The following is a 17,763-nucleotide window of genomic DNA, read 5'->3' as shown; positions in this document are numbered from 1 at the left end:
AGCACAAAGGGGCCGTAGGGCAGGTATCCGTTCCGGTCGGCCGTGACAATTCCGACGCGACGGTTGGGCGCGAAAGCGGTGGTGTCCGGTGAGGCGTTGACCCTACGGCCTCGGGCAGGACAACCCGCGAGAACGGCGCCACACCGGCGGCGCAGCCCACCGCGGCGAGGCCCAGGACCCAGCCCCGACCGCCTCCCGCGACACGGACGGACGGTTACGGAAAGTCTGTCGCGCGAGCCTTCTTGACCGATGGCCGCCGCGCCCCTCCGGCCTCCGCGACACCACGGCGCCATGGCGGCGGCGCCGACACGCACCGGTTGCGGCACAAGGACCCGTGACTGCGGCGCCGGCCAACCGCCGCCCTCAGTCCCGTACGAAGCACGCGCCTTCAGTCGGTGGGGAGTTGGCAGGCAATCGCCTTCGCCGCAGCTCCGCGCACCCGTCCCTCCGCCGCTGACCTGTACGACGCCGGGCAGTCGGTCCCCGTCCTCCAGGGGGCGCGTGCCAACCTCTCCGCGCCCCTTTGTCCAACCATCAGATGTTTACGCTCTCCGGACGCAAAGGCGCCCCCTTTCGCGCCGTACCGGCGGCGCACTTCCACCTGTTTCGCTTATTGCCGCACACGGCCCCCCTGCCCACCAACGGCCGTCCGCACCACTCCTGTTCACCTCCGGAGGAAATGTGCCCGTACCGGACCGCGTCCCCGACCGTGTCCCCGGTTCCGCCGCCGAAGACAGCGCGCCCGGCCCGCCCACGGACAGCGTGCTCACCAGCCTCGGCACCCAGGCCGCGCGCCAACTGGCGACCACCACCAAAACCGAACCCCAGATGCAGGCCATCACCTCCCGATGGCTGCTGAGAACGCTGCCGTGGGTGGACGTCAAAGGTGGCACCTATCGGGTCAACCGGCGCCTGCAACTCCGCACCGGCCGGGGCCGCGTCCAGTTCGAGCACAACGGCGCGGACGACATCAGGGTGATCCCGCGGACCCTCACCGAGCTGCCCGCCCTGCGCGGCTACACCGATGCCGAGGTGCTCAAGGACCTCGCCGGCCGCTTCCGGGTCCGGGAGGTCCGGGCCGGTCAGGTCCTCTTCGAGGCGGGGCAGCCCGCCTCCGAGGCGTACCTCGTCGTACACGGGCGGTTCGCCCGCTACGCGCCCGGCAAGTACGGCGAGGAGCAGGTCGTCGGTGTCGTCACGGACGGCGACCAGATGGGGGACGAGGCGCTCGGCCGCCCCGACCCGCGGTGGCCGACGTCGGTCCGGGCCGAGACCGCCGGCGTCCTGCTGGCGCTGCCCTGGGACGTGATCCGGGAGTTCACCGACCGCGCGCCGTCCCTGGCCGCGCACCTGACCGCGTACGCGGAGCGGCAGCGGCGGCCGATGAACCGCCGAGGTGAAGCGGACGTACCGGTGCAGGCGGGACACGTCGGCGAAGCGACCCTGTCCGGCGGTTACGTCGACTACGACCTCACCCCGCGCGAGTACGAACTCTCGCTGACCCAGAGCGTGCTGCGCGTGCACTCCCGCGTCGCCGACCTCTACAACGAGCCGATGGACCAGACGCAGCAGCAACTCCGGCTCACGGTCGAGGAGATCCGCGAGCGCCAGGAGTGGGAGCTGCTGAACAACCGGGAGTTCGGGCTGCTGCACAACGTCGACTTCGGGCAGCGCATCAGTACCCACACCGGCCCGCCCACCCCCGACGACATGGACGAGCTGCTGTCCATGCGCCGTAAGACCCGGTTGTTCCTGGCCCACCCGAAGGCGATCGCCGCCTTCTTCCGGCAGTGCAACAAACGCGGCCTGGTACCGGGCTCGGCGGACGTCAACGGGCATCAGGTCCCCGCCTGGCGCGGGGTCCCGATCTTCCCCTGCGGCAAGATCCCCGTCAGCGGGACGCACACCACCAGCATCATCGCGCTGCGGACCGGCGAGAGCGATCAGGGCGTCGTCGGCCTGTACCGGACCGGCCTCCCCGAGGAGCACCAGCCCGGCCTGAACGTCCGGTTCATGGGCATCGACCAGGCCGCCGTCATCAACTACCTGGTCACCGCCTACTACTCGCTGGCCATCCTCGTGCCGGACGCGGCCGGTGTCCTGGAAAACGTCCAGCTCGGCCGGACCACCGACTGACCAGTGGAGTACGGACCATGAGCACACCCAGTACCACCACCGCCGCCACGTTCCGGATGCCCGGACCGCCGAGCCTCGCCCGCAACCGGCCGACCCGGCGCGGCGGCGCCGTCCCCGGACTGAGGTACCGGCCGGCCGCCCCCGCCGACCCGGAGAAGGCCGCGGAGATCGACCGCAGGCTGGAGGACTGGGCCCGCGGGCTGGACCTGTTCCCCACGCAGTGGTCCGGCGACTTCACGGGCTTCCAGTTCGGCCGGGCCGTCGTCCTGCAGCACCCCGCAGCGGCCGACCTCGAACGCCTCACCGCCGCGGGCAAGCTGCTGCTGGCCGAGAACATCGTCGACACCTGCTACTGCGAGGAGGACGAGGGCAAGGGCGGCGCGCGCCGCGGCCTGGGCGGCCGGCTGATCATCGCCCAGTCGGCCCTGGACCCGTTCCACGGCACCCCGGACACGGAGCAGGAGTGGCGCCAGGGCGTGCAGGCCGACGGTCCCCTGCGCTCGTACTACTGGGCCCTGAAGGACTACGCGGCCCTGGCGACACCCAGCCAGGCCGGCCGGTTCGTCCACGACATGGCCCGGCTGCATCTCGGCTACGTCGCCGAGGCGTCCTGGGCGGAGAGCCGGCACGTGCCGCGCGTCTGGGAGTACCTGGTCATGCGGCAGTTCAACAACTTCCGTCCCTGCCTGTCGATCGTCGACGCCGTGGACGGCTACGAACTGCCCGAGGCCGTGTACGCCCGTCCGGAGATCCAGCGGATCACCGCCCTGGCCTGCAACGCCACGACCATCGTCAACGACCTCTACTCCTTCACCAAGGAGTTGGCGAGCGACCCGGACCACCTGAACCTGCCCCAGGTGGTGGCCGCCAACGACCAGCGCGGCCTGAAGGCCGCCTATCTGAAGAGCGTCGACATCCACAACCAGATCATGGAGGCGTACGAGACGGAGGCGGCCGAACTGGCCGGGACCTCCCCCCTCGTGGAGCGCTACACCCGGAGCCTGTCCGACTGGGTGGCCGGCAACCACGAATGGCACGCCACCAACACCGACCGCTACCACCTGCCCAACTACTGGTAGACCGATCCAGCGCCCCACAGCAAGGAGCCACCGTTGACCACTGCGCACGTCCCCGCCGCACGCCCGCTCATGCCGACCCAGTCCACGTACCAGGCCCGCGTCGCGGACTACTGGAACACCGAGGAGAACCCGGTCAATCTGGAACTCGGCAAGATCGACGACCTCTACCACCACCACTACGGCATCGGGGACGCCGACCGGTCCGTGCTGGACGAGCCGGACCCCGTACGCCGCCGCGAACGCGTCACCGGCGAACTGCACCGCCTCGAACACGCCCAGGCCGAACTTCTCGCCTCCCACCTCGGCGCGCTGACGCCCGGCGACCGCGTCTTCGACGCCGGGTGCGGGCGCGGCGGCGGCAGCGTGGTCGCGCACCTGCGGCACGGCTGCCACACCGACGGGGCCACCATCTCCGCCAAGCAGGCCGACTTCGCCAACGAGCAGGCCCGCAAGCGCGGCATCGACGACAAGGTGCGCTACCACCACCGCAACATGCTCGACACCGGATTCGCCACCGGCGCGTACGCGGCGTCCTGGAACAACGAGTCGACCATGTACGTCGAACTGGACCTGCTGTTCGCCGAGCACGCGCGGCTGCTGCGGCGCGGCGGGCGCTATGTGACGATCACCGGCTGCTACAACGACGCCTACGGGCGCGCCTCCCGCGAGGTGTCCCTCATCAACGCCCACTACATCTGCGACATCCACCCGCGGTCGGCGTACTTCCGCGCGATGGCCCGCCACCGGCTGGTCCCCGTGCACGTCGAGGATCTCACCGCGGCCACGCTCCCGTACTGGGAACTGCGCAGCCAGGCCGACCACCTGGTCACGGGCATTGAGGAAACCTTTCTGACCGCATACCGCAACGGCAGCTTCCAGTACCTGCTGATCGCCGCCGACCGGATCTGAGAAGGCTCCCGAACCCCCGCCGGGCGGACCACGGTCCGCCCGGCGGGGGCGTCGCGTTCTCCGGTCGCGTTCTGCCGTCGCGTCCTCAGGCCCTTCGCCGTCAGGCGGCGAGGGCGGCATAGCGCGCGTTGCTGTGCCTGGCGTCCCGCACTCCGACCCGCCGTTCCCACAGGCGGCACGTACCCGCAACGAGCGCCCGCACTGCCCGCGGGTCCGCTGCCGCCCAGCTCGGAAGCCGCGCCGCCCACTCCAGCGCCTCGCCCGCCGGGCAGTCGGCCTCCATCAGCCGCACCGTCGTGTACGCCACGTCCACCCACGCGGGGCCGGCCGCGGGCATCGCCCAGTCCACCAGCCACGCCCGGTCGTCCCCGACGAGGATGTTGTGGGGATTGGTGTCGGTGTGCAGCAAGGTGTCACCGCGCAGCAGCGCCAGCTGCTCGGGCAGCAGTACGTCGACGAACCGGTCGGCGAACGACGGGACACCGGCGTCTTCGGGGACGCGGACATCCTGGGCCGAGCGCAGCACGTCGTCCACCAGAACCAGGTCCGACGAGCCGGTCGAGAGTTCCGAGTGCCGCCCGTCGACGTATTCGAAGCCGAGCAGCGCCCACCCGTCGGCCACGACCTGCCACAGCAGGCGCGGCCCCACGCGGCGCGTCGCCGCGTTCACCGCGGCCTCCATCGCTTGCGCGGCCCGCCCCCTCGCGTCACCGGCCGGCACACCCTTCACGAACACCTGCCCGGAGGCGGACGTGAGCACGGCCGCCGCCCGGCACGTCAGACCCTCCGCGACATCCCGCGCCTCAGCCACCGGACCTGTTCGCGCCTCCACGGCCGCCCGCACCTCGCGCGGCAACTCCCACCACCCGGTACGCGCCACCCGCCCCCCTCACGACGAGAAGAGGGGCCGCAGGCGCGACCCCTCACCAAGCTCAACGAGCAACCTACTGCTGTGTGGCGCCGCATTTGCGGCAACGCTGCGCGCCACTCCACTGCACCCACTCGTGATCACATTCGCCCATGGCGAACCCCTTTCCTCGCCTCGAAGGTGCCCTCGATCGAGGGAGACCGGGACGGCACACGCGGCGCGCGCAAAAGCGTCAAGGCGAGGGGCTCTCTGCGGTGCGCTCAGCGAGGCAGGCGCTGCACGCCGGCGATGATGATCAGCCGCGTTGTGCGCTGCTCCTGGTACCAGACCATCAAGGGCCCCTCGCCGATGCTCTGGAGCGGCGCGCTGCCGGCTTCCTCCGGCAGTGGATCGTGCGGATATTTCACGGCCGCCGCGTCCGCCAGACGCTGAGCGATCACCTCGACCTCCGACCGCTGTTCCGGACTGAGCCCTCCGAGGGTCGACTCCTCGTCGGAGAAGAAGTCCCAGCCCCACTCGCTCATGCGGAGGCCGCCTCGCGCGCGGCCACCTCCAGCAGCTCCTCGATCTCTTTGCCCGCCGTCCGGGCCTCCTCCAGCGACGCCGCCGAGCCCACCGCACGCTCCAGCTCGCGGAGCCGCGCCGACCGGGACGGAATACGATGCAGTGCCACGAAAACCCCCCACCGGTACAGGAACGTCTGCATGGGCACCGTACTGTCCTCCAGCAGCGCCGTCTCCCACGCCGCGTGAAAGTCGCGCTCGAACCGTACTGCTTCTGTCGGATCCAGCCGCTCGACGGCCGCCCGCAGCGCCTGTTCCGATCGTGCGGGCATCGGGAACAGGGCTTCCTCGTCGTGCTCCTTCATCTCAACCTCCGCGTCATGTACAAGACAGCGCGCAGCAGCCCAGGATGCCAGCCGGCGAACCAGACGCCGCGCCACGAAACACCATCACGACGGCGGGGAACCGGAACCCGTTCACCCGATCCCGCCACGCCCCGGCCGCCGATGCCCTACGGGCCGGACGGCGACGCCGAGCTTGTGGTGGAGGTACTACAGGCCACGCTCCGTGATCCGGATCTGGGGCCGGGCCGGGCCGGGCCGGGCCGGAACTACCTCACCGGGTGCCGTTGCGGGCGCCCATCCCGAGAGCCCGGATCAGCTTCATGAGCCGCTGCCGGCTTGCCGGGATCGCGGAGTCGCGGCTGGGGCCTCATCCGCCAGGGCTACGCTCCAGACGTACATCGGCACAGACAGTCACGCAGCTCCGCTCCCTCGCGGCGTGCAGCCGGTCCGTCTCACCTTCGTCTCGCGTCCGCGGGGCCAAGGCGTCGGTGACCGTGCGCTGACCTGGCCCGTAGGTGCCTCGCCTGGGCGTCATGGATATCACGGACGGCAGGTAAGCTCTGGTCACGTGACTGCCAAGCCCCGCATTCCGAATGTCCTGGCCGGCCGCTACGCCTCCGCGGAGCTCGCCGTCCTGTGGTCCCCCGAGTACAAGGTCAAGCTGGAGCGCAAGCTGTGGCTCGCGGTGCTCCGCGCGCAGAAGGACCTCGGGGTGGAGGTGCCGGAGCAGGCGCTCGCCGACTACGAGCGGGTGCTCGACACCGTCGACCTGGCGTCGATCGCCGAGCGGGAGAAGGTCACCCGGCACGACGTGAAGGCCCGCATCGAGGAGTTCAACGCGCTCGCCGGGCACGAGCAGGTCCACAAGGGCATGACCTCCCGGGACCTGACCGAGAACGTCGAGCAGCTGCAGGTCCGGCTGTCGCTGGAGCTGATGCGCGACCGTACCGTCGCCGTCCTGGCGCGGCTGGGCCGGCTCGCCGGTGAGCACGCCGAGCTGGTCATGGCGGGTCGCTCGCACAACGTCGCGGCGCAGGCGACCACGCTGGGCAAGCGCTTCGCGACCGCCGCCGACGAGCTGCTGGTGGCGTACGGACGGCTGACCGACCTGCTGGACCGCTATCCGCTGCGCGGCATCAAGGGCCCGGTCGGCACGGCGCAGGACATGCTGGACCTGCTGGGCGGCGACGCCGCGAAGCTGGCCGGGCTGGAGCAGCGGATCGCCGTGCACCTCGGCTTCGGCCAGGCCTTCACCTCCGTCGGCCAGGTCTATCCGCGGTCGCTGGACTACGACGTGGTCACCGCGCTGGTGCAGCTGGCCGCGGCGCCGTCCTCGATCGCCAAGACCATCCGGCTGATGGCCGGCCACGAGCTGGTGACCGAGGGCTTCAAGCCCGGCCAGGTCGGCTCGTCGGCGATGCCGCACAAGATGAACACCCGCTCCTGCGAGCGCGTCAACGGCCTGATGGTCATCCTGCGGGGTTACGCCTCGATGGCCGGCGAGCTGTCGGGCGACCAGTGGAACGAGGGCGACGTGTCCTGCTCGGTGGTGCGCCGGGTCGCGCTGCCGGACTCCTTCTTCGCCCTGGACGGGCTGCTGGAGACGTTCTTGACCGTGCTGGACGAGTTCGGTGCCTTCCCCGCCGTCGTCGCGCGCGAACTGGACCGCTATCTGCCGTTCCTCGCCACGACCAAGGTGCTCATGGGCGCCGTACGGGCCGGGGTGGGCCGCGAGGTGGCGCACGAGGCGATCAAGGAGCACGCGGTCGCCGCGGCGCTCGCCATGCGCGAGCAGGGCGCGGAGCGCAACGAGCTGCTGGACAAGCTGGCGGCGGACGAGCGGATTCCGCTCGACCGGACGCAGTTGGACGCGCTGATGGCCGACAAGCTGTCCTTCACGGGCGCCGCCGCCGACCAGGTGGCCGCGGTCGTGGCCCGCGTCGAGGAGATCACCAAGCAGTACCCCGAAGCCGCGGCGTACACGCCGGGCTCGATTCTCTGAAGCTCCGCCGCGATGGTATTCACTCCCGAGGAACTGCGGGCCGCGCGCGACCGCCTCGTCCCCGACGTGGCGGCGCCCGGCCTGCGGGTGCTGTTCTGTGGCATCAATCGACCACTGGAGAAGTACACCCGTTGACCTGCACAGGAACGCGATTCACAAGATCAACTGGGAGAGGATTGGGAGCAGGCGGCAGCCACACGTTCCCCTCCTCTCCCATGAACTTCTCCCACCGCTCCTGCAGCGTTTCCGCGACTCGCAACTCCATCCCCGGTGTCACGTTCGCATACACGCCTTCTACTCCCCCGAGCTCGTGTCCCATCCGCGCCTCGACGGCCACCCGCGGGTGGCCGTCCTCGTCGAGCCACTCCTTGTGACCGTGCCTCAGAAGATAGATCCGCTTCTTCGCCATCTCCGGCACCGCAGGTATCTCCGCCCGCGCATACCGCCCCTCGCGCGCTGGGCTACCGTCCCTGATCGGATACCAGTACGCATCCTCGAAGTTCGTTCCAAGCAACGGCCCCCCACTGTGCGACCGGAACATCCACTGCGAGTCGTGTGAGGCCAGCAGCGCCTTGTGCATCTCATGCAGGAACGGCGGCACCACCAACGTCCGCCATGAGTCGTACTTCGGGTCCACCAGCGTCCGTTCTCCCTCAACCCACTGGTGCTGAAACTGCGCCCGCAGCGCCGGCATTCTTATGTACCGCTCCAGGTTCGGTTCACGCTTTCCGTCGTCGGAGTCGAGTGGATCCGAGGCCGGCCAGTTCGGTGAGGTGAAGCACCGCTGCAGTCCCCACATCTCCTTCGGCCGCATACCAGTGAACGCCGCGGTCCAGATGTACGTCCAACCGTCGTAACCCCAGACGCTGTAGGCGTTGACCGCGAGGCGGTGGAGCGTAGCCATCTCCTGGGGGCGTTTCTTCTCACGCACCTTCTTCTTGTACTTTCCACGGCCGCGCTTCTCCCGTACAATTGGCGAGGTCATGCGAAGTCCATGGCGAGTCACCGAGTCATCCATCATAACACCGAAAACCATGAGGATTAAGTCCACGTACCCGGCTGATATCTCGCCGCGCTCGGCGGTTGCGCGAAGGGCCTTCTTCCAGGCTTCGTATTCGAATGTCGTGATGTCGCCGACGGCTCGACTTCCCCAATAGGGCTCGATCCGTTTATTGATGATGGCCTTGTAACTCCGTGTTGATGACGGCCGCAGATCCTGGGCGTGAAACCAGTCCCAGCAGTAGGTCGACATGAGAATTTTACTGTCTCTCTGTTTGATCGCAATACCATGACGCACTTCGTACTCACGATCGAGCCCGTAGTTCCATGCCTCTTCTTCGTCCTCGAAGCCGGACGCTGACTCGTACTTCTTGCGGCCGTTGGGCAGGTACTCGCCCGCCCACCACTTGACTCGGCACTTGCCGCCGCGCCACTCGATGTATGGCATTGCTCCTCCTTGGGTTTCTCGTGCCAGCCCCGCGGGCTTCTCATTTGCTCTGCCGCGCTCCGGGTGGACTGCTACTCGCGCCTGCTTGTGGGGCAGTTACGACCACAAGCAGGCGCCTCCTCAACGCCTGATTCGCATCCCCGGGCCGCAGGGCCCTTACGTGGGAACGGCAACCGACTGCCTATCCGCCGTGACGGCAACACAGGAGCGCCGATGCGAGTAGAGCGCTCACCGCGCCCCTTGCATCGACATGCTCACCCCCTCTCGACATGGGAACGCAGGCGGAGCATGGTCCGGCGGGCGGCCTCGGCGCTGTCCGAGTGGGCACGTGCGGGCACGACGACCGCCGCGGCGTGGTCGGAGATGTCGGGCAGCGGACGGCGCAGATGCGGATTCTGACGGATGATGTCGACCAGCGCCCCACCAGCCTGCTCCTCTCTGTGCGCTGTGATCGTACCGCTGAATTCCCGTACGCCCATTCGCTTTCGCGCGGGAGCTGACGGGCAGCCGAGCGCCATCTTCCCCGCTGTCGGGCAGGTCTGTCGGGTCGAGTTTTAGAATGTGGACCGCCCTGTTCACTGGGCCGCGCAGCGCTGCGGACAGCGTGGACGGGTTCGCCGCAATCCGGCGGGCCACTGTCACGGGATCCATTGCCGCGAGTAACCGCTGTCCGTGGGCCGGTAGGATCCGCCGCCAGCCCCGTTCACAAACCATCCGTCCACGACGAGGGAGAACGGCGTGGGGCGGGGTACGGCTTCAGCGTCAGGAAAGCAAAGGGTGTTGCAGAAGGCTGTGGACTGGGCATCTTTGTCGTATGGCGGGGGTGTTGAGGGCCGAGCTGGTGTGGGTGGAGACGTTTACCGGACTGCGGGTCGATCGGTTCGGCCGGCTGCTGAAAGCGGTCCGGGAACGCGGTGGCGAGGGCTGCGGATGGGGCTGTCCGCGGCGGCTGCCGCTGACCGAGCGGGTGCTGCTGGTGGCCGTGTACTACCGCACGAATCTAGCCATGCGGCAGCTCGCAAAGATCACCAACAGAGTCACGGCATTGGCTCTAGGGGCGTTGTTCCGGCGGCCCGGGCCCGCCAACGCGGTGTTGGTTCAGGACGACGTCGAACTGCTTCTCAGATTTGCATCATGAGCCGGTGACCTGTAAGAACTCGCCCCCTGCCCCTCATGACGGTCCGCTTGACGACGGCCCATCACCCGACGCCCGGGCTCATGGCGGTCAACGTGGACGTCCAGATCGGGCCGTATTGCTGCTTGTACGAAATTTGGTTTGGATTGTCGCGGGTTCGGCCGAGGTCGACCGACTCGTAGCCGTCGTAATGCAGCTCGTCCAGCAGGCGCCGCAGCAGACTGTGCCCCGGGGCCAGGTCGGCGTGCTCGGGGTTCATGGCAGGCAGCACGGAATACACGCGGCGGCCGCGGGCGAGGCACAGCTGCGCGGCGACCAGCTGCCCGTCCAGGGACAGGGAGGCCACGAAGGCGGCGTCCGCGCCGCAGCGCAGTACGAGGTCCAGGTCGAGCGGGGCGTCGCTGGCCCACCGGCGTCGGTGCAGTCGTGCCAGGTCCAGGTATGCGGAGCGGAGCTGTTCTCTGGTGCGGGTGCGGGTGAAGTGCACCCGGTCCTGGGCCATCAGGTCCACCCAGGTGCGAGCGCGGCGTGCGTGGTCCTTTCGGGCGCTTCGAGGCAACGCTTCGTAGTCCACCGGCAGTGTGAGGCGGGCGCAGCGGGCCAGAGCACGGTCATGTTGCTGCCACTGGGCGGCGGCCAGCTGCTGGCCCAGGGCGCTGTCCACGGGGACGTCAGGGATCACCACGTGCGCGCCGTCGTGGGCCAGGGCCTCCAAGCGCCGTCGCAGGGCCGCAGCCGCTGCCGGGCGCGCCGACTGCGGGCCCACGGCTTGCACGTATTCGCTCCATGGGGAGCCGAGCGGGCGAATCCGGCTGAGGCCCTGGTCGTCGGTGCGGCGTACGAGCGCCAGTCCGGCCACCGGCCGGGTCCAGTCATCGGTGACGACCAGCATGAGGAGTTGGTCCGTGGGGGGCATGTGCGCGGCCATGGATGTGAGCCAGGCGGGCGACTGGTAGGGCGTGGCGTCGGGGTCGTGGCGGTAGAGCCCGGGCCACAGGACCGCCAGGGCGGTGTGGGCCCGGGGCCCTTCGAGCGTACGGACGTGCAGACGCGTGGCGACGGATACCGGGGTCAGCAGCGGCGGTGGGGGCGGACTCGTGGTCATCGGGTACCTCCCTGGTAGAGGCCGGCAGCTTCGACCGCCCGGACGGCTCGGTACCCCTCGGCGAGAGCGCGCTGGGTCGGGGCGACCAGCAGCACCTCACCGGGGGAGGTGCGGCGGTCGACTGTGCGTACGACGGGCGCACCGGCCTCCAGCGGACCCACGATCCGGGCCACGCTGGGCAGTGCGGTCAGGGTGTCCAGCGACGGACCGTCAATCCGCCCGGCTGCCGGGGCGATCAGGCGTACGAGCGCGATGTGCCGCTGATCGTCGGGGCGTCGCAGGACGGCCCGGCCCGCGGTCCCTGGCCGGGCGGCATCGCCGATCGCGGCGTGCACGGCGGAGCGCAGCAGGTCATGTCCGGTGGCCTCGCGCACGGCCGTATCGGCCGGGGTGCTGGTGGCCCAGGCCCGGGCGGCCAGCAGCACGGGGCCGCGGCCGGGCACAAAGGCGATGCGGCTGCGGGCGGGTCCGGTCCGTACTCCCAGGCAGTCCAGGACGCGCCGTGTATAGGCCGACAGGACCCGGTGGAACGGCGAACTGGTGGCCATCAGCTCGACGCGGTCGGTCAGCTGAGGGCCCGTTTGGATCTCGGACCAGATGTCGGTGACGGTGTGGTCGGTGGCACTGCCGCACGGCCTCGGGGAGCTGACGCTGTGCACGATGTACTGCGGGCCCGGCTGGTGGGCCTGGAGCACCAGGTGCTCTTCGCCGGTGTGCCGGCGTGCGGCGCGGCGCAGCACGTGCCAGGCCGCTCGGATCTCCGCGGGGCTCCGGCACACCCGGGCCGCGCCGTGCACGGCGGTGTCGGCAGGCGCCAGGACGTAGGCGGGTGTCTGCACGAAGGCCGCCCAGCGCTGGGCTGCGGCCAGGGTCGTGGCGCGGATGCCCTGTGGGGCGGCCAGGCCTGTCTGGGGCAGTGCGTCCATCTGTGCGCCGCGGCAATGCCGCCTCTGGGCACTGGCCGGATCGCAGCCGGGCAGCCCCAGGCCGCGGGCCAGGTGGTCGGCGAGGGGCAGTCCGAGGGGGTGCGCGGCCAAGACGGCCTTGACGTCGTGGCGTGCCCGCAGCTTCTTGAGGGTGCGCCGCAGCCCGGGGCCCGCATGCGTCACCGCGCGGGGGAAGGCATCGGAGACGGCTGTGTCGGCGTGCAGGAGAGGGAGCGAGTGCGGGGGGTGGACGACGGGCACACACGCCCACCCGTGCCGGGTGAATTCCGCGGCGTACGCGTCGCCCCCCTCCGGGCCGTAGGGCGCGACGATGGCGGCCACACCATAAGGTGCCGGGCGCTCGGGCACGGGTGGGGAATCGGCGTGGACGAGGGACACAGGTGATCAGCTCCGGAAGTCGGGGCCCGCTAGGTGAGGGCTGATGCAGGCGTGGCGGCCGGCCGCCGGGCGGCCTGGAGGCTGCCCGGCGGTGCCGTACGGTCACGGCCCGGGATGACGGCGACGGGTGCAGCGGCTCAGCGCGGCGGCCCGTGGCCCTTGCTGGGGCCGCGCTTGGCCGGTCCGCGCCGCCGGGCCCGGCGGTCGGCCGCGGCGGTATCAGCGGCGCGCTGCAAGGCGCGAAATGTCTGGGATCCCTGCGCCTTCTTCAGGTGGGGCAGGTTGTTCGCCGGGATGCCCAAAGTCTCCGGCCCGTAGGCGCCGCGCAGGTCGGACGGGGCCTGTGAGGTGTACCCGGCCTGGTCCAGCGACTCCTCGTCGGGGAAGACGTCCACATGGGGGCTGCCCGGGGGAATCCGGGCATCCTGGGTGCCGCCGTAGGAGTAGCGCCAGTAGAAGTTGGGCGGCGGGTCGGGCCGTACGGTCTCCTCGAAGAGCGCGATTTCCTTGGTGTAGGCGTAGAAGACGACATCCGGCGTCCGGCGCACGATCCGAATCCAGGCATGCAGGTACGCAGCCGAGAAGAAATCGCCACTGTCGTGGATGCGGACATGGGCGGGGCCCGGGCCGGAGTAGTACCGCCGGTGCTGCAGCTCTGTGGTGAGCTGGGCCTCCCACGCGTCCGGCTCGTCGAGCACGTAGCGGAGGTTGGCCTGGTGTGCCCGCACGACACCGGGGAACTGGAAGGTTCCGTGTCGGGCATAGCAAAGGTCGTGACAAATTCCAGCCGACGGGCAGGTGTTGTAGGTCCGCCCGTCGGGCAGCCGCCCTGCCCACGCGGGCAAGGTCCACTTGTATATCCGCCGAGTGGCACAGCTCGACCGCATCTCCCTGAGCAGGAACCGCGGACGTGCCGGGACGACCGCCTCCTGCGCCGGGCTCGGCTGCTGCGCCGCCCTCTTCACCGGTCCTCCCCTGTGACGGCCGAGAGCGGGGTGCTGCGGCGCCCGATGCGTGCGGCGGTCCCCTCCGCTGGACCGCCAGCGGCGTCCGCGCCGACTGCTCCCGTGGCCAGACGGGCCAGCACCGGAAGGAAATCCGCCGAGGGACGCGCGGCGATCTCGGTGACCGTCGGCCCGTGCGGCGTCAGCCGCATCTCCACGCGCATGATGCCGTACTCGACTCCGAGCGCTTGGAGCGCCCTGACTGCGGTGGCCCTCACATCGGGAACCGGTACCGTGGCGTCGCCCCCTGCGGCAGGGCCGTTGCGGGTGACGGCGACCAGACGCACGCCGTCCGGGCGGACCACGCACTCGACTGCGACCGCCGGTCCGGCGATCCACTCCTCGATCAGCACGCCCGTCACGGCATCGGCCCTCGGCAGTGACGCCTCCTGGGCGGCGCGGAAGGCATCGTGCACCTGCGTAGCGGTACGCGCGGACCGAAGACGCAGTGCCTGCGAGGGCCCGCGGGGCTTGAGCACGACCGGGTAGCCCAGCAGCCTGGCGTACTCGACGGCGGTCGGCGCGTCCGGCACGGGATAGGACCGGGCCTGCGGCACGTCACGGGCGGCCAGCTGGCTTCGCATCACCGCCTTGTCCCGGCAGGCGGCGGCTGCCGGTGCCCCCAAGCCGGGCAGGCCGCGGCATGCGGCCAGGTGCGCGGCCAGAGGCGCGTGCTCCTCCAGGTAGGTCATCACTCCGGTCACAAAGTGGCGGGCGGCGACTGCGTCGACGGCCGCCGCCACGGCCGGGCCGTCACGCAGGTCGGCGTCGACCGTGTCCAGCACGTAGGGGCAGGCCCAGGCTGCGGGCCCCGATTCCAGTAGTACGAGGGGGTGGAGAGCGGCGAGCCGCCGCAGCCCTTCGCGCCAGGACGACGAGGCGCCGGCGCCCACGACCAGCAGGACCGGCGGATCGGGCATGGGCATTGAGTCCTCCCTGAACAGTTGGTGGGACCGGCAGTTGAACGCCGACGGGGCGGCGCCCAGCGTCGGCAGATGAGCACAGCCGAAGGCGAGAAAGAGGAAGAGGGGCGCCGCTGGGGGAACGGCGCCCCGTCGGCCGGGCAGCAGGGGGGACGGCCGCCCGGCCGGCCCTGACCAGGCCAGGGGACTAGCCGGTCAGGGAGCTGGAGCTACATGGAGTGGTAGAGGGTGGCGTACCGGCGGGCGATCCAGCCGCTGCTGCCCTTGTGCGATCCCCCGGTGACGTGGACGTACAGCCACGTGTCGCCCTTGGCGGTACACCGGGCGATGAACGGCACCAACCACCCGTTCAGCTGGCCCTTTGCCGCGTAGCCCGTCCCGGGTCCCGTCCGTAGATTCACGTGGTCCGAGTTCACGGTGCCGAACACGTTCTCGGCGCGGCCGCCGTTGTCGATGGGGACGGTGGAGCGGGAGCAGGTGCCCGCCGCAGCGGCGGGGGTGGCCGTGGTGGCTACGACGCCTCCCGCGAGCAGGGCCCCGGCGACCGCCACCGCCGCCGTGCGGCGGATAGCTGCCAGGCGACGAACTGGCCGGACGTATTCCGGGGGCTGCATGGTGCAGATGTCTTGCATGGGGACTCTCCCTGAAATGACAGGGCTGCCCAGTAATGTCCGTTCGGGGATCGAGACGGTGTTTCCGCCGACCACCGGCACGTCTATTCTGACGTTGGGCGTGATCGCAACACGCCCAACACACAGCCGTTCTCTCGATTGCGTGATTGCCGAGCAATGGTGTGTGAAGAAGGTGGCCGCCCCTTGCCGAAGGGGCGGCCACCGTCATGGCGGCAAGTGTGGGGGCCAGGGCCTTCCGACGGGTTGAGGTGACGCCTCGAAGGAGCGTGCGCGCCAGCATGGTGGTCTGCCCCGGGCGCCGACTCCCGCGGCGGCTGATCGCAACAGCCGCCGCTCTGAGACCCGCCCTCTTAGTGACCCATGGCCATCCCGCCGTCGACCGGGAGGTAGGCCCCGTTGGTGAAGGCGTTGTTGGCGAAGAGCAGCACCGCCGCGGCGATTTCCCCCGGCTGGCCCGGCCGCCCCACCGGTGTGCGCCGTACCAGTTCCTCGCGGCGCTCCAGAGGCAGGGCAGCGAGCATGTCCGTAGTGACGATGCCGGGCGCCACCGTGTTGGCGGTGATGCCCCGCTCCCCGTACTCCAGCGCGACCGAGCGAATGAATCCCTCCAGGCCAGCCTTGGAAGCGGCATAGTTGGCCTGCCCCGCCACACCCATGGCACCGCCGACCGATGAGATGGCGATGATCCGGCCGGTGCGGGCCTTGAGCATCGGTTTCAGCGCGCGCTTCACGACTCGGAAGACGCCCTTGAGGTTGGTGTCGAGGACGGTGTCGAAGTCGGCCTCGCTCATGGTGATGAGCAGTCCGTCGGCCACGACGCCGGCGTTGGCGACCAGCACCTCCACGGGGCCGTGTGTCGCCTCGACCTCCTTGAAAGCGCGCTCGACGTCCTCCGGGTCGCGGACGTCGCACTGGATGGCCAGAAGCCGGTCGTCCTGCGGAGGGTGGGAGCGATAGGTCACCGCCACCTTCTCCCCGGCGTCCGCGAACGCCTGGGCCGTCGCGAGGCCGATACCCCGGCTGCCGCCAGTGACCAGGACCGAGCGAGCCTTTTTGGGCAGGGTCATGTCATCCTCTCCGTATGCCGTCCCGGTCCCCCGGGAAACCGGCATGTCGCACTGTCTCGTCTACTCGGCCACAAACCTGGCGAACAGCCCTGGCACGTGGCCTGCTTGCCCTCTCCTCGAAAGGTGAGAGCGAAGTGGTGCGGCCCCCCTCTGCCTGTGTGTCACTTGCCAAAGTTGGCATGTGTTGTGTGTCGTCGATCGGGCCGGTGCGCCCTCCCGGGTGGCGGATCACCGTATAACGGTCTAGGAGCCGCCCCTCCTGCAACAAGCCGGTAGGTTGTTTTGCTCTGTGCACTCCATCCTGAGGGACGGCACTTGACCAATCAACGACGGACTAATTCCAGAACCAGAACTTCGTCTATTAACGGCAAAGGCAAGGAGAAAAACATGGGCCGTCTTCGCAGCCAGGACGAGGACGGGCGTCGCGCATTCTCACAGCTGCTCAGGACCCGACGGGAGCGCATGAAGCCCGAGCAGCTGGGGCTGCCCCCACGATCAACAGCCCGCACCGGACCGCCGGTGCCCGGCGTGACGCAGGCTGAGATCGACATCGCAATGAATTCCGGCATCGGCGTCTACCAGAAAGTCGAGTCGGGCGCGTTACGGCCCTCTCCCGGCTATCTGCTGCAACTAGCCCGGACGATGCGCTTCAAAGAGTCCGAATACATGCAGGCGCATTTACACTTGTACGGCACCGAGCCCAAGGCGGAACTGTTCCCCGACTCCGGCACCGTCATCCCGGCGGCCTGGGAGTACGCGGTGCACGGACAGCTCCACATGTCCTATGCCCACGACCGGTCCTGGCGCGTGCGATTCCACAATGCGACCTTTCGGACCATGTTTCCATCCGGCCAACCGCCGACAAACATGGCCGAATGGTTTCTGTTCTCCGACGAGGCCCGTGATCACGTCCTGATGGACTACGACCGCTCCTGGGGCCCCTTCCTGATGCCGCAGGTCCGGCTGGCGCTCAGCCGGTGGAAGGACGATCCCGAGCTACTTCGCATCTACGAGCTGATCCTGGACGACAAGTGCGCGCTGCGTCTGTGGGATCGCGGCGAGACCACGTATATGCACCCTGACGGGGACCGGCGCCCGATGAACCACGGCACCTGGGGGGAGGGCGAAGTGCTCCTGCTCGCAGGACAGCCCCTGTCCAGTCCCGGCGCCCGGCAGATGACCCTACCCTTCCTCCGCGGCGGCCAGGTGCTGATCCCGCCACAGGAGCCGACCGTCCCAGAGATATCCCTGGCCTCATCCTGACCACCTCGTGTGCCCGGTTCC

The 17,763-nt window shown here is 69.7% G+C and carries 16 protein-coding genes and 2 pseudogenes; 7 read left to right on the top strand and 11 right to left on the bottom strand.

From position 1 onward, the window contains the following. Window positions 1-681: 681 nt before the first annotated feature. The 3 genes from ACFV57_RS13305 (at window position 682) to ACFV57_RS13295 (ending at window position 4,124) form a co-directional block, all read left to right on the top strand. Window positions 682-2,136, top strand: coding sequence for a family 2B encapsulin nanocompartment shell protein (locus tag ACFV57_RS13305; RefSeq protein ID WP_385229851.1), 1,455 nt, complete (start codon window positions 682-684; stop codon window positions 2,134-2,136). Between the two features lie 17 nt (window positions 2,137-2,153). Further along, window positions 2,154-3,215, top strand: a complete 1,062-nt coding sequence (locus tag ACFV57_RS13300) for a family 2 encapsulin nanocompartment cargo protein terpene cyclase (protein ID WP_385229848.1) — start codon at window positions 2,154-2,156, stop codon at window positions 3,213-3,215. Window positions 3,216-3,284: 69 nt separating this feature from the next. After that, window positions 3,285-4,124, top strand: coding sequence for a geranyl diphosphate 2-C-methyltransferase (locus tag ACFV57_RS13295; protein WP_385230031.1), 840 nt, complete (start codon window positions 3,285-3,287; stop codon window positions 4,122-4,124). A 100-nt stretch (window positions 4,125-4,224) separates the two neighbouring features. Here the strand turns inward: ACFV57_RS13295 and ACFV57_RS13290 are convergent, their stop codons facing one another. The 3 genes from ACFV57_RS13290 to ACFV57_RS13280 form a co-directional block, all read right to left on the bottom strand. After that, window positions 4,225-5,004, bottom strand: coding sequence for a phosphotransferase (locus ACFV57_RS13290; RefSeq protein WP_385229845.1), 780 nt, complete (start codon window positions 5,002-5,004; stop codon window positions 4,225-4,227). A gap of 248 nt (window positions 5,005-5,252) precedes the next feature. Continuing rightward, window positions 5,253-5,516: a hypothetical protein gene (locus tag ACFV57_RS13285; protein ID WP_385229842.1), complete on the bottom strand. Its 264-nt coding sequence runs from the start codon at window positions 5,514-5,516 to the stop codon at window positions 5,253-5,255. Further along, a complete protein-coding gene (locus tag ACFV57_RS13280) occupies window positions 5,513-5,860 on the bottom strand; it encodes a hypothetical protein (RefSeq protein ID WP_385229839.1) in 348 nt (115 codons plus the stop codon). The genes ACFV57_RS13285 and ACFV57_RS13280 overlap by 4 nt, the downstream gene beginning before the upstream one ends. Before the next feature lie 547 nt (window positions 5,861-6,407). Between ACFV57_RS13280 and purB the strand changes: the two genes are divergently transcribed. Together purB and ACFV57_RS13270 are read left to right on the top strand one after the other, a co-directional pair. After that, window positions 6,408-7,841 carry an adenylosuccinate lyase gene (gene purB / locus ACFV57_RS13275; protein ID WP_385229836.1) on the top strand — a complete coding sequence of 478 codons (1,434 nt, stop codon included), beginning with the start codon at window positions 6,408-6,410 and terminating at the stop codon, window positions 7,839-7,841. 12 nt (window positions 7,842-7,853) lie between these two features. Then, window positions 7,854-7,949: pseudogene (locus ACFV57_RS13270) on the top strand (mismatch-specific DNA-glycosylase); the annotation flags it as partial. On the opposite strand, the gene ACFV57_RS13265 reads toward ACFV57_RS13270, so the two are convergent. Both ACFV57_RS13265 and ACFV57_RS13260 read right to left on the bottom strand, forming a co-directional pair. Further along, window positions 7,945-9,288, bottom strand: coding sequence for an integrase (locus ACFV57_RS13265; RefSeq protein ID WP_385229833.1), 1,344 nt, complete (start codon window positions 9,286-9,288; stop codon window positions 7,945-7,947). The pseudogene ACFV57_RS13270 and the gene ACFV57_RS13265 sit on opposite strands and share 5 nt — an antisense overlap. Before the next feature lie 254 nt (window positions 9,289-9,542). Further along, window positions 9,543-9,767, bottom strand: a complete 225-nt coding sequence (locus ACFV57_RS13260; protein ID WP_385229830.1) for a hypothetical protein — start codon at window positions 9,765-9,767, stop codon at window positions 9,543-9,545. Window positions 9,768-10,102: 335 nt separating this feature from the next. On the opposite strand from ACFV57_RS13260, the pseudogene ACFV57_RS13255 reads away from it, so the two are divergent. Next, window positions 10,103-10,315, top strand: a pseudogene (locus tag ACFV57_RS13255) (IS5/IS1182 family transposase); the annotation flags it as partial. Between the two features lie 172 nt (window positions 10,316-10,487). Here the strand turns inward: ACFV57_RS13255 and ACFV57_RS13250 are convergent. The 6 genes from ACFV57_RS13250 to fabG all read right to left on the bottom strand — a co-directional run bounded on the left by ACFV57_RS13250 (window position 10,488) and on the right by fabG (window position 16,479). Then, window positions 10,488-11,528: a GNAT family N-acetyltransferase gene (locus ACFV57_RS13250; protein ID WP_385229827.1), complete on the bottom strand. Its 1,041-nt coding sequence runs from the start codon at window positions 11,526-11,528 to the stop codon at window positions 10,488-10,490. After that, window positions 11,525-12,823, bottom strand: coding sequence for a hypothetical protein (locus ACFV57_RS13245; protein WP_385229824.1), 1,299 nt, complete (start codon window positions 12,821-12,823; stop codon window positions 11,525-11,527). Before ACFV57_RS13245 ends, ACFV57_RS13250 begins: the two co-directional genes overlap by 4 nt. A 167-nt stretch (window positions 12,824-12,990) precedes the next feature. Beyond that, the gene (locus ACFV57_RS13240; protein ID WP_385230028.1) at window positions 12,991-13,740 is read right to left on the bottom strand and encodes a hypothetical protein; all 750 of its coding nucleotides are present in this window, start codon (window positions 13,738-13,740) and stop codon (window positions 12,991-12,993) included. A 74-nt stretch (window positions 13,741-13,814) separates the two neighbouring features. Then, window positions 13,815-14,783: an acetyl-CoA carboxylase biotin carboxylase subunit family protein gene (locus ACFV57_RS13235; protein ID WP_385229821.1), complete on the bottom strand. Its 969-nt coding sequence runs from the start codon at window positions 14,781-14,783 to the stop codon at window positions 13,815-13,817. Between the two features lie 206 nt (window positions 14,784-14,989). Further along, the gene (locus ACFV57_RS13230) at window positions 14,990-15,412 is read right to left on the bottom strand and encodes a hypothetical protein (RefSeq protein WP_385229818.1); all 423 of its coding nucleotides are present in this window, start codon (window positions 15,410-15,412) and stop codon (window positions 14,990-14,992) included. Between the two features lie 350 nt (window positions 15,413-15,762). Further along, window positions 15,763-16,479: a 3-oxoacyl-ACP reductase FabG gene (gene fabG / locus ACFV57_RS13225; protein WP_385229815.1), complete on the bottom strand. Its 717-nt coding sequence runs from the start codon at window positions 16,477-16,479 to the stop codon at window positions 15,763-15,765. A gap of 387 nt (window positions 16,480-16,866) precedes the next feature. On the opposite strand from fabG, the gene ACFV57_RS13220 reads away from it, so the two are divergent. Continuing rightward, window positions 16,867-17,742: a hypothetical protein gene (locus tag ACFV57_RS13220; protein WP_385229812.1), complete on the top strand. Its 876-nt coding sequence runs from the start codon at window positions 16,867-16,869 to the stop codon at window positions 17,740-17,742. Window positions 17,743-17,763 lie beyond the last annotated feature (21 nt).

This window comes from Streptomyces sp. NPDC059788, assembly GCF_042732265.1.
Lineage (GTDB): Bacteria > Actinomycetota > Actinomycetes > Streptomycetales > Streptomycetaceae > Streptomyces.
Note: the sequence above shows the minus strand (reverse complement) of the source record. Positions and strands in the feature narration are given on the sequence as shown.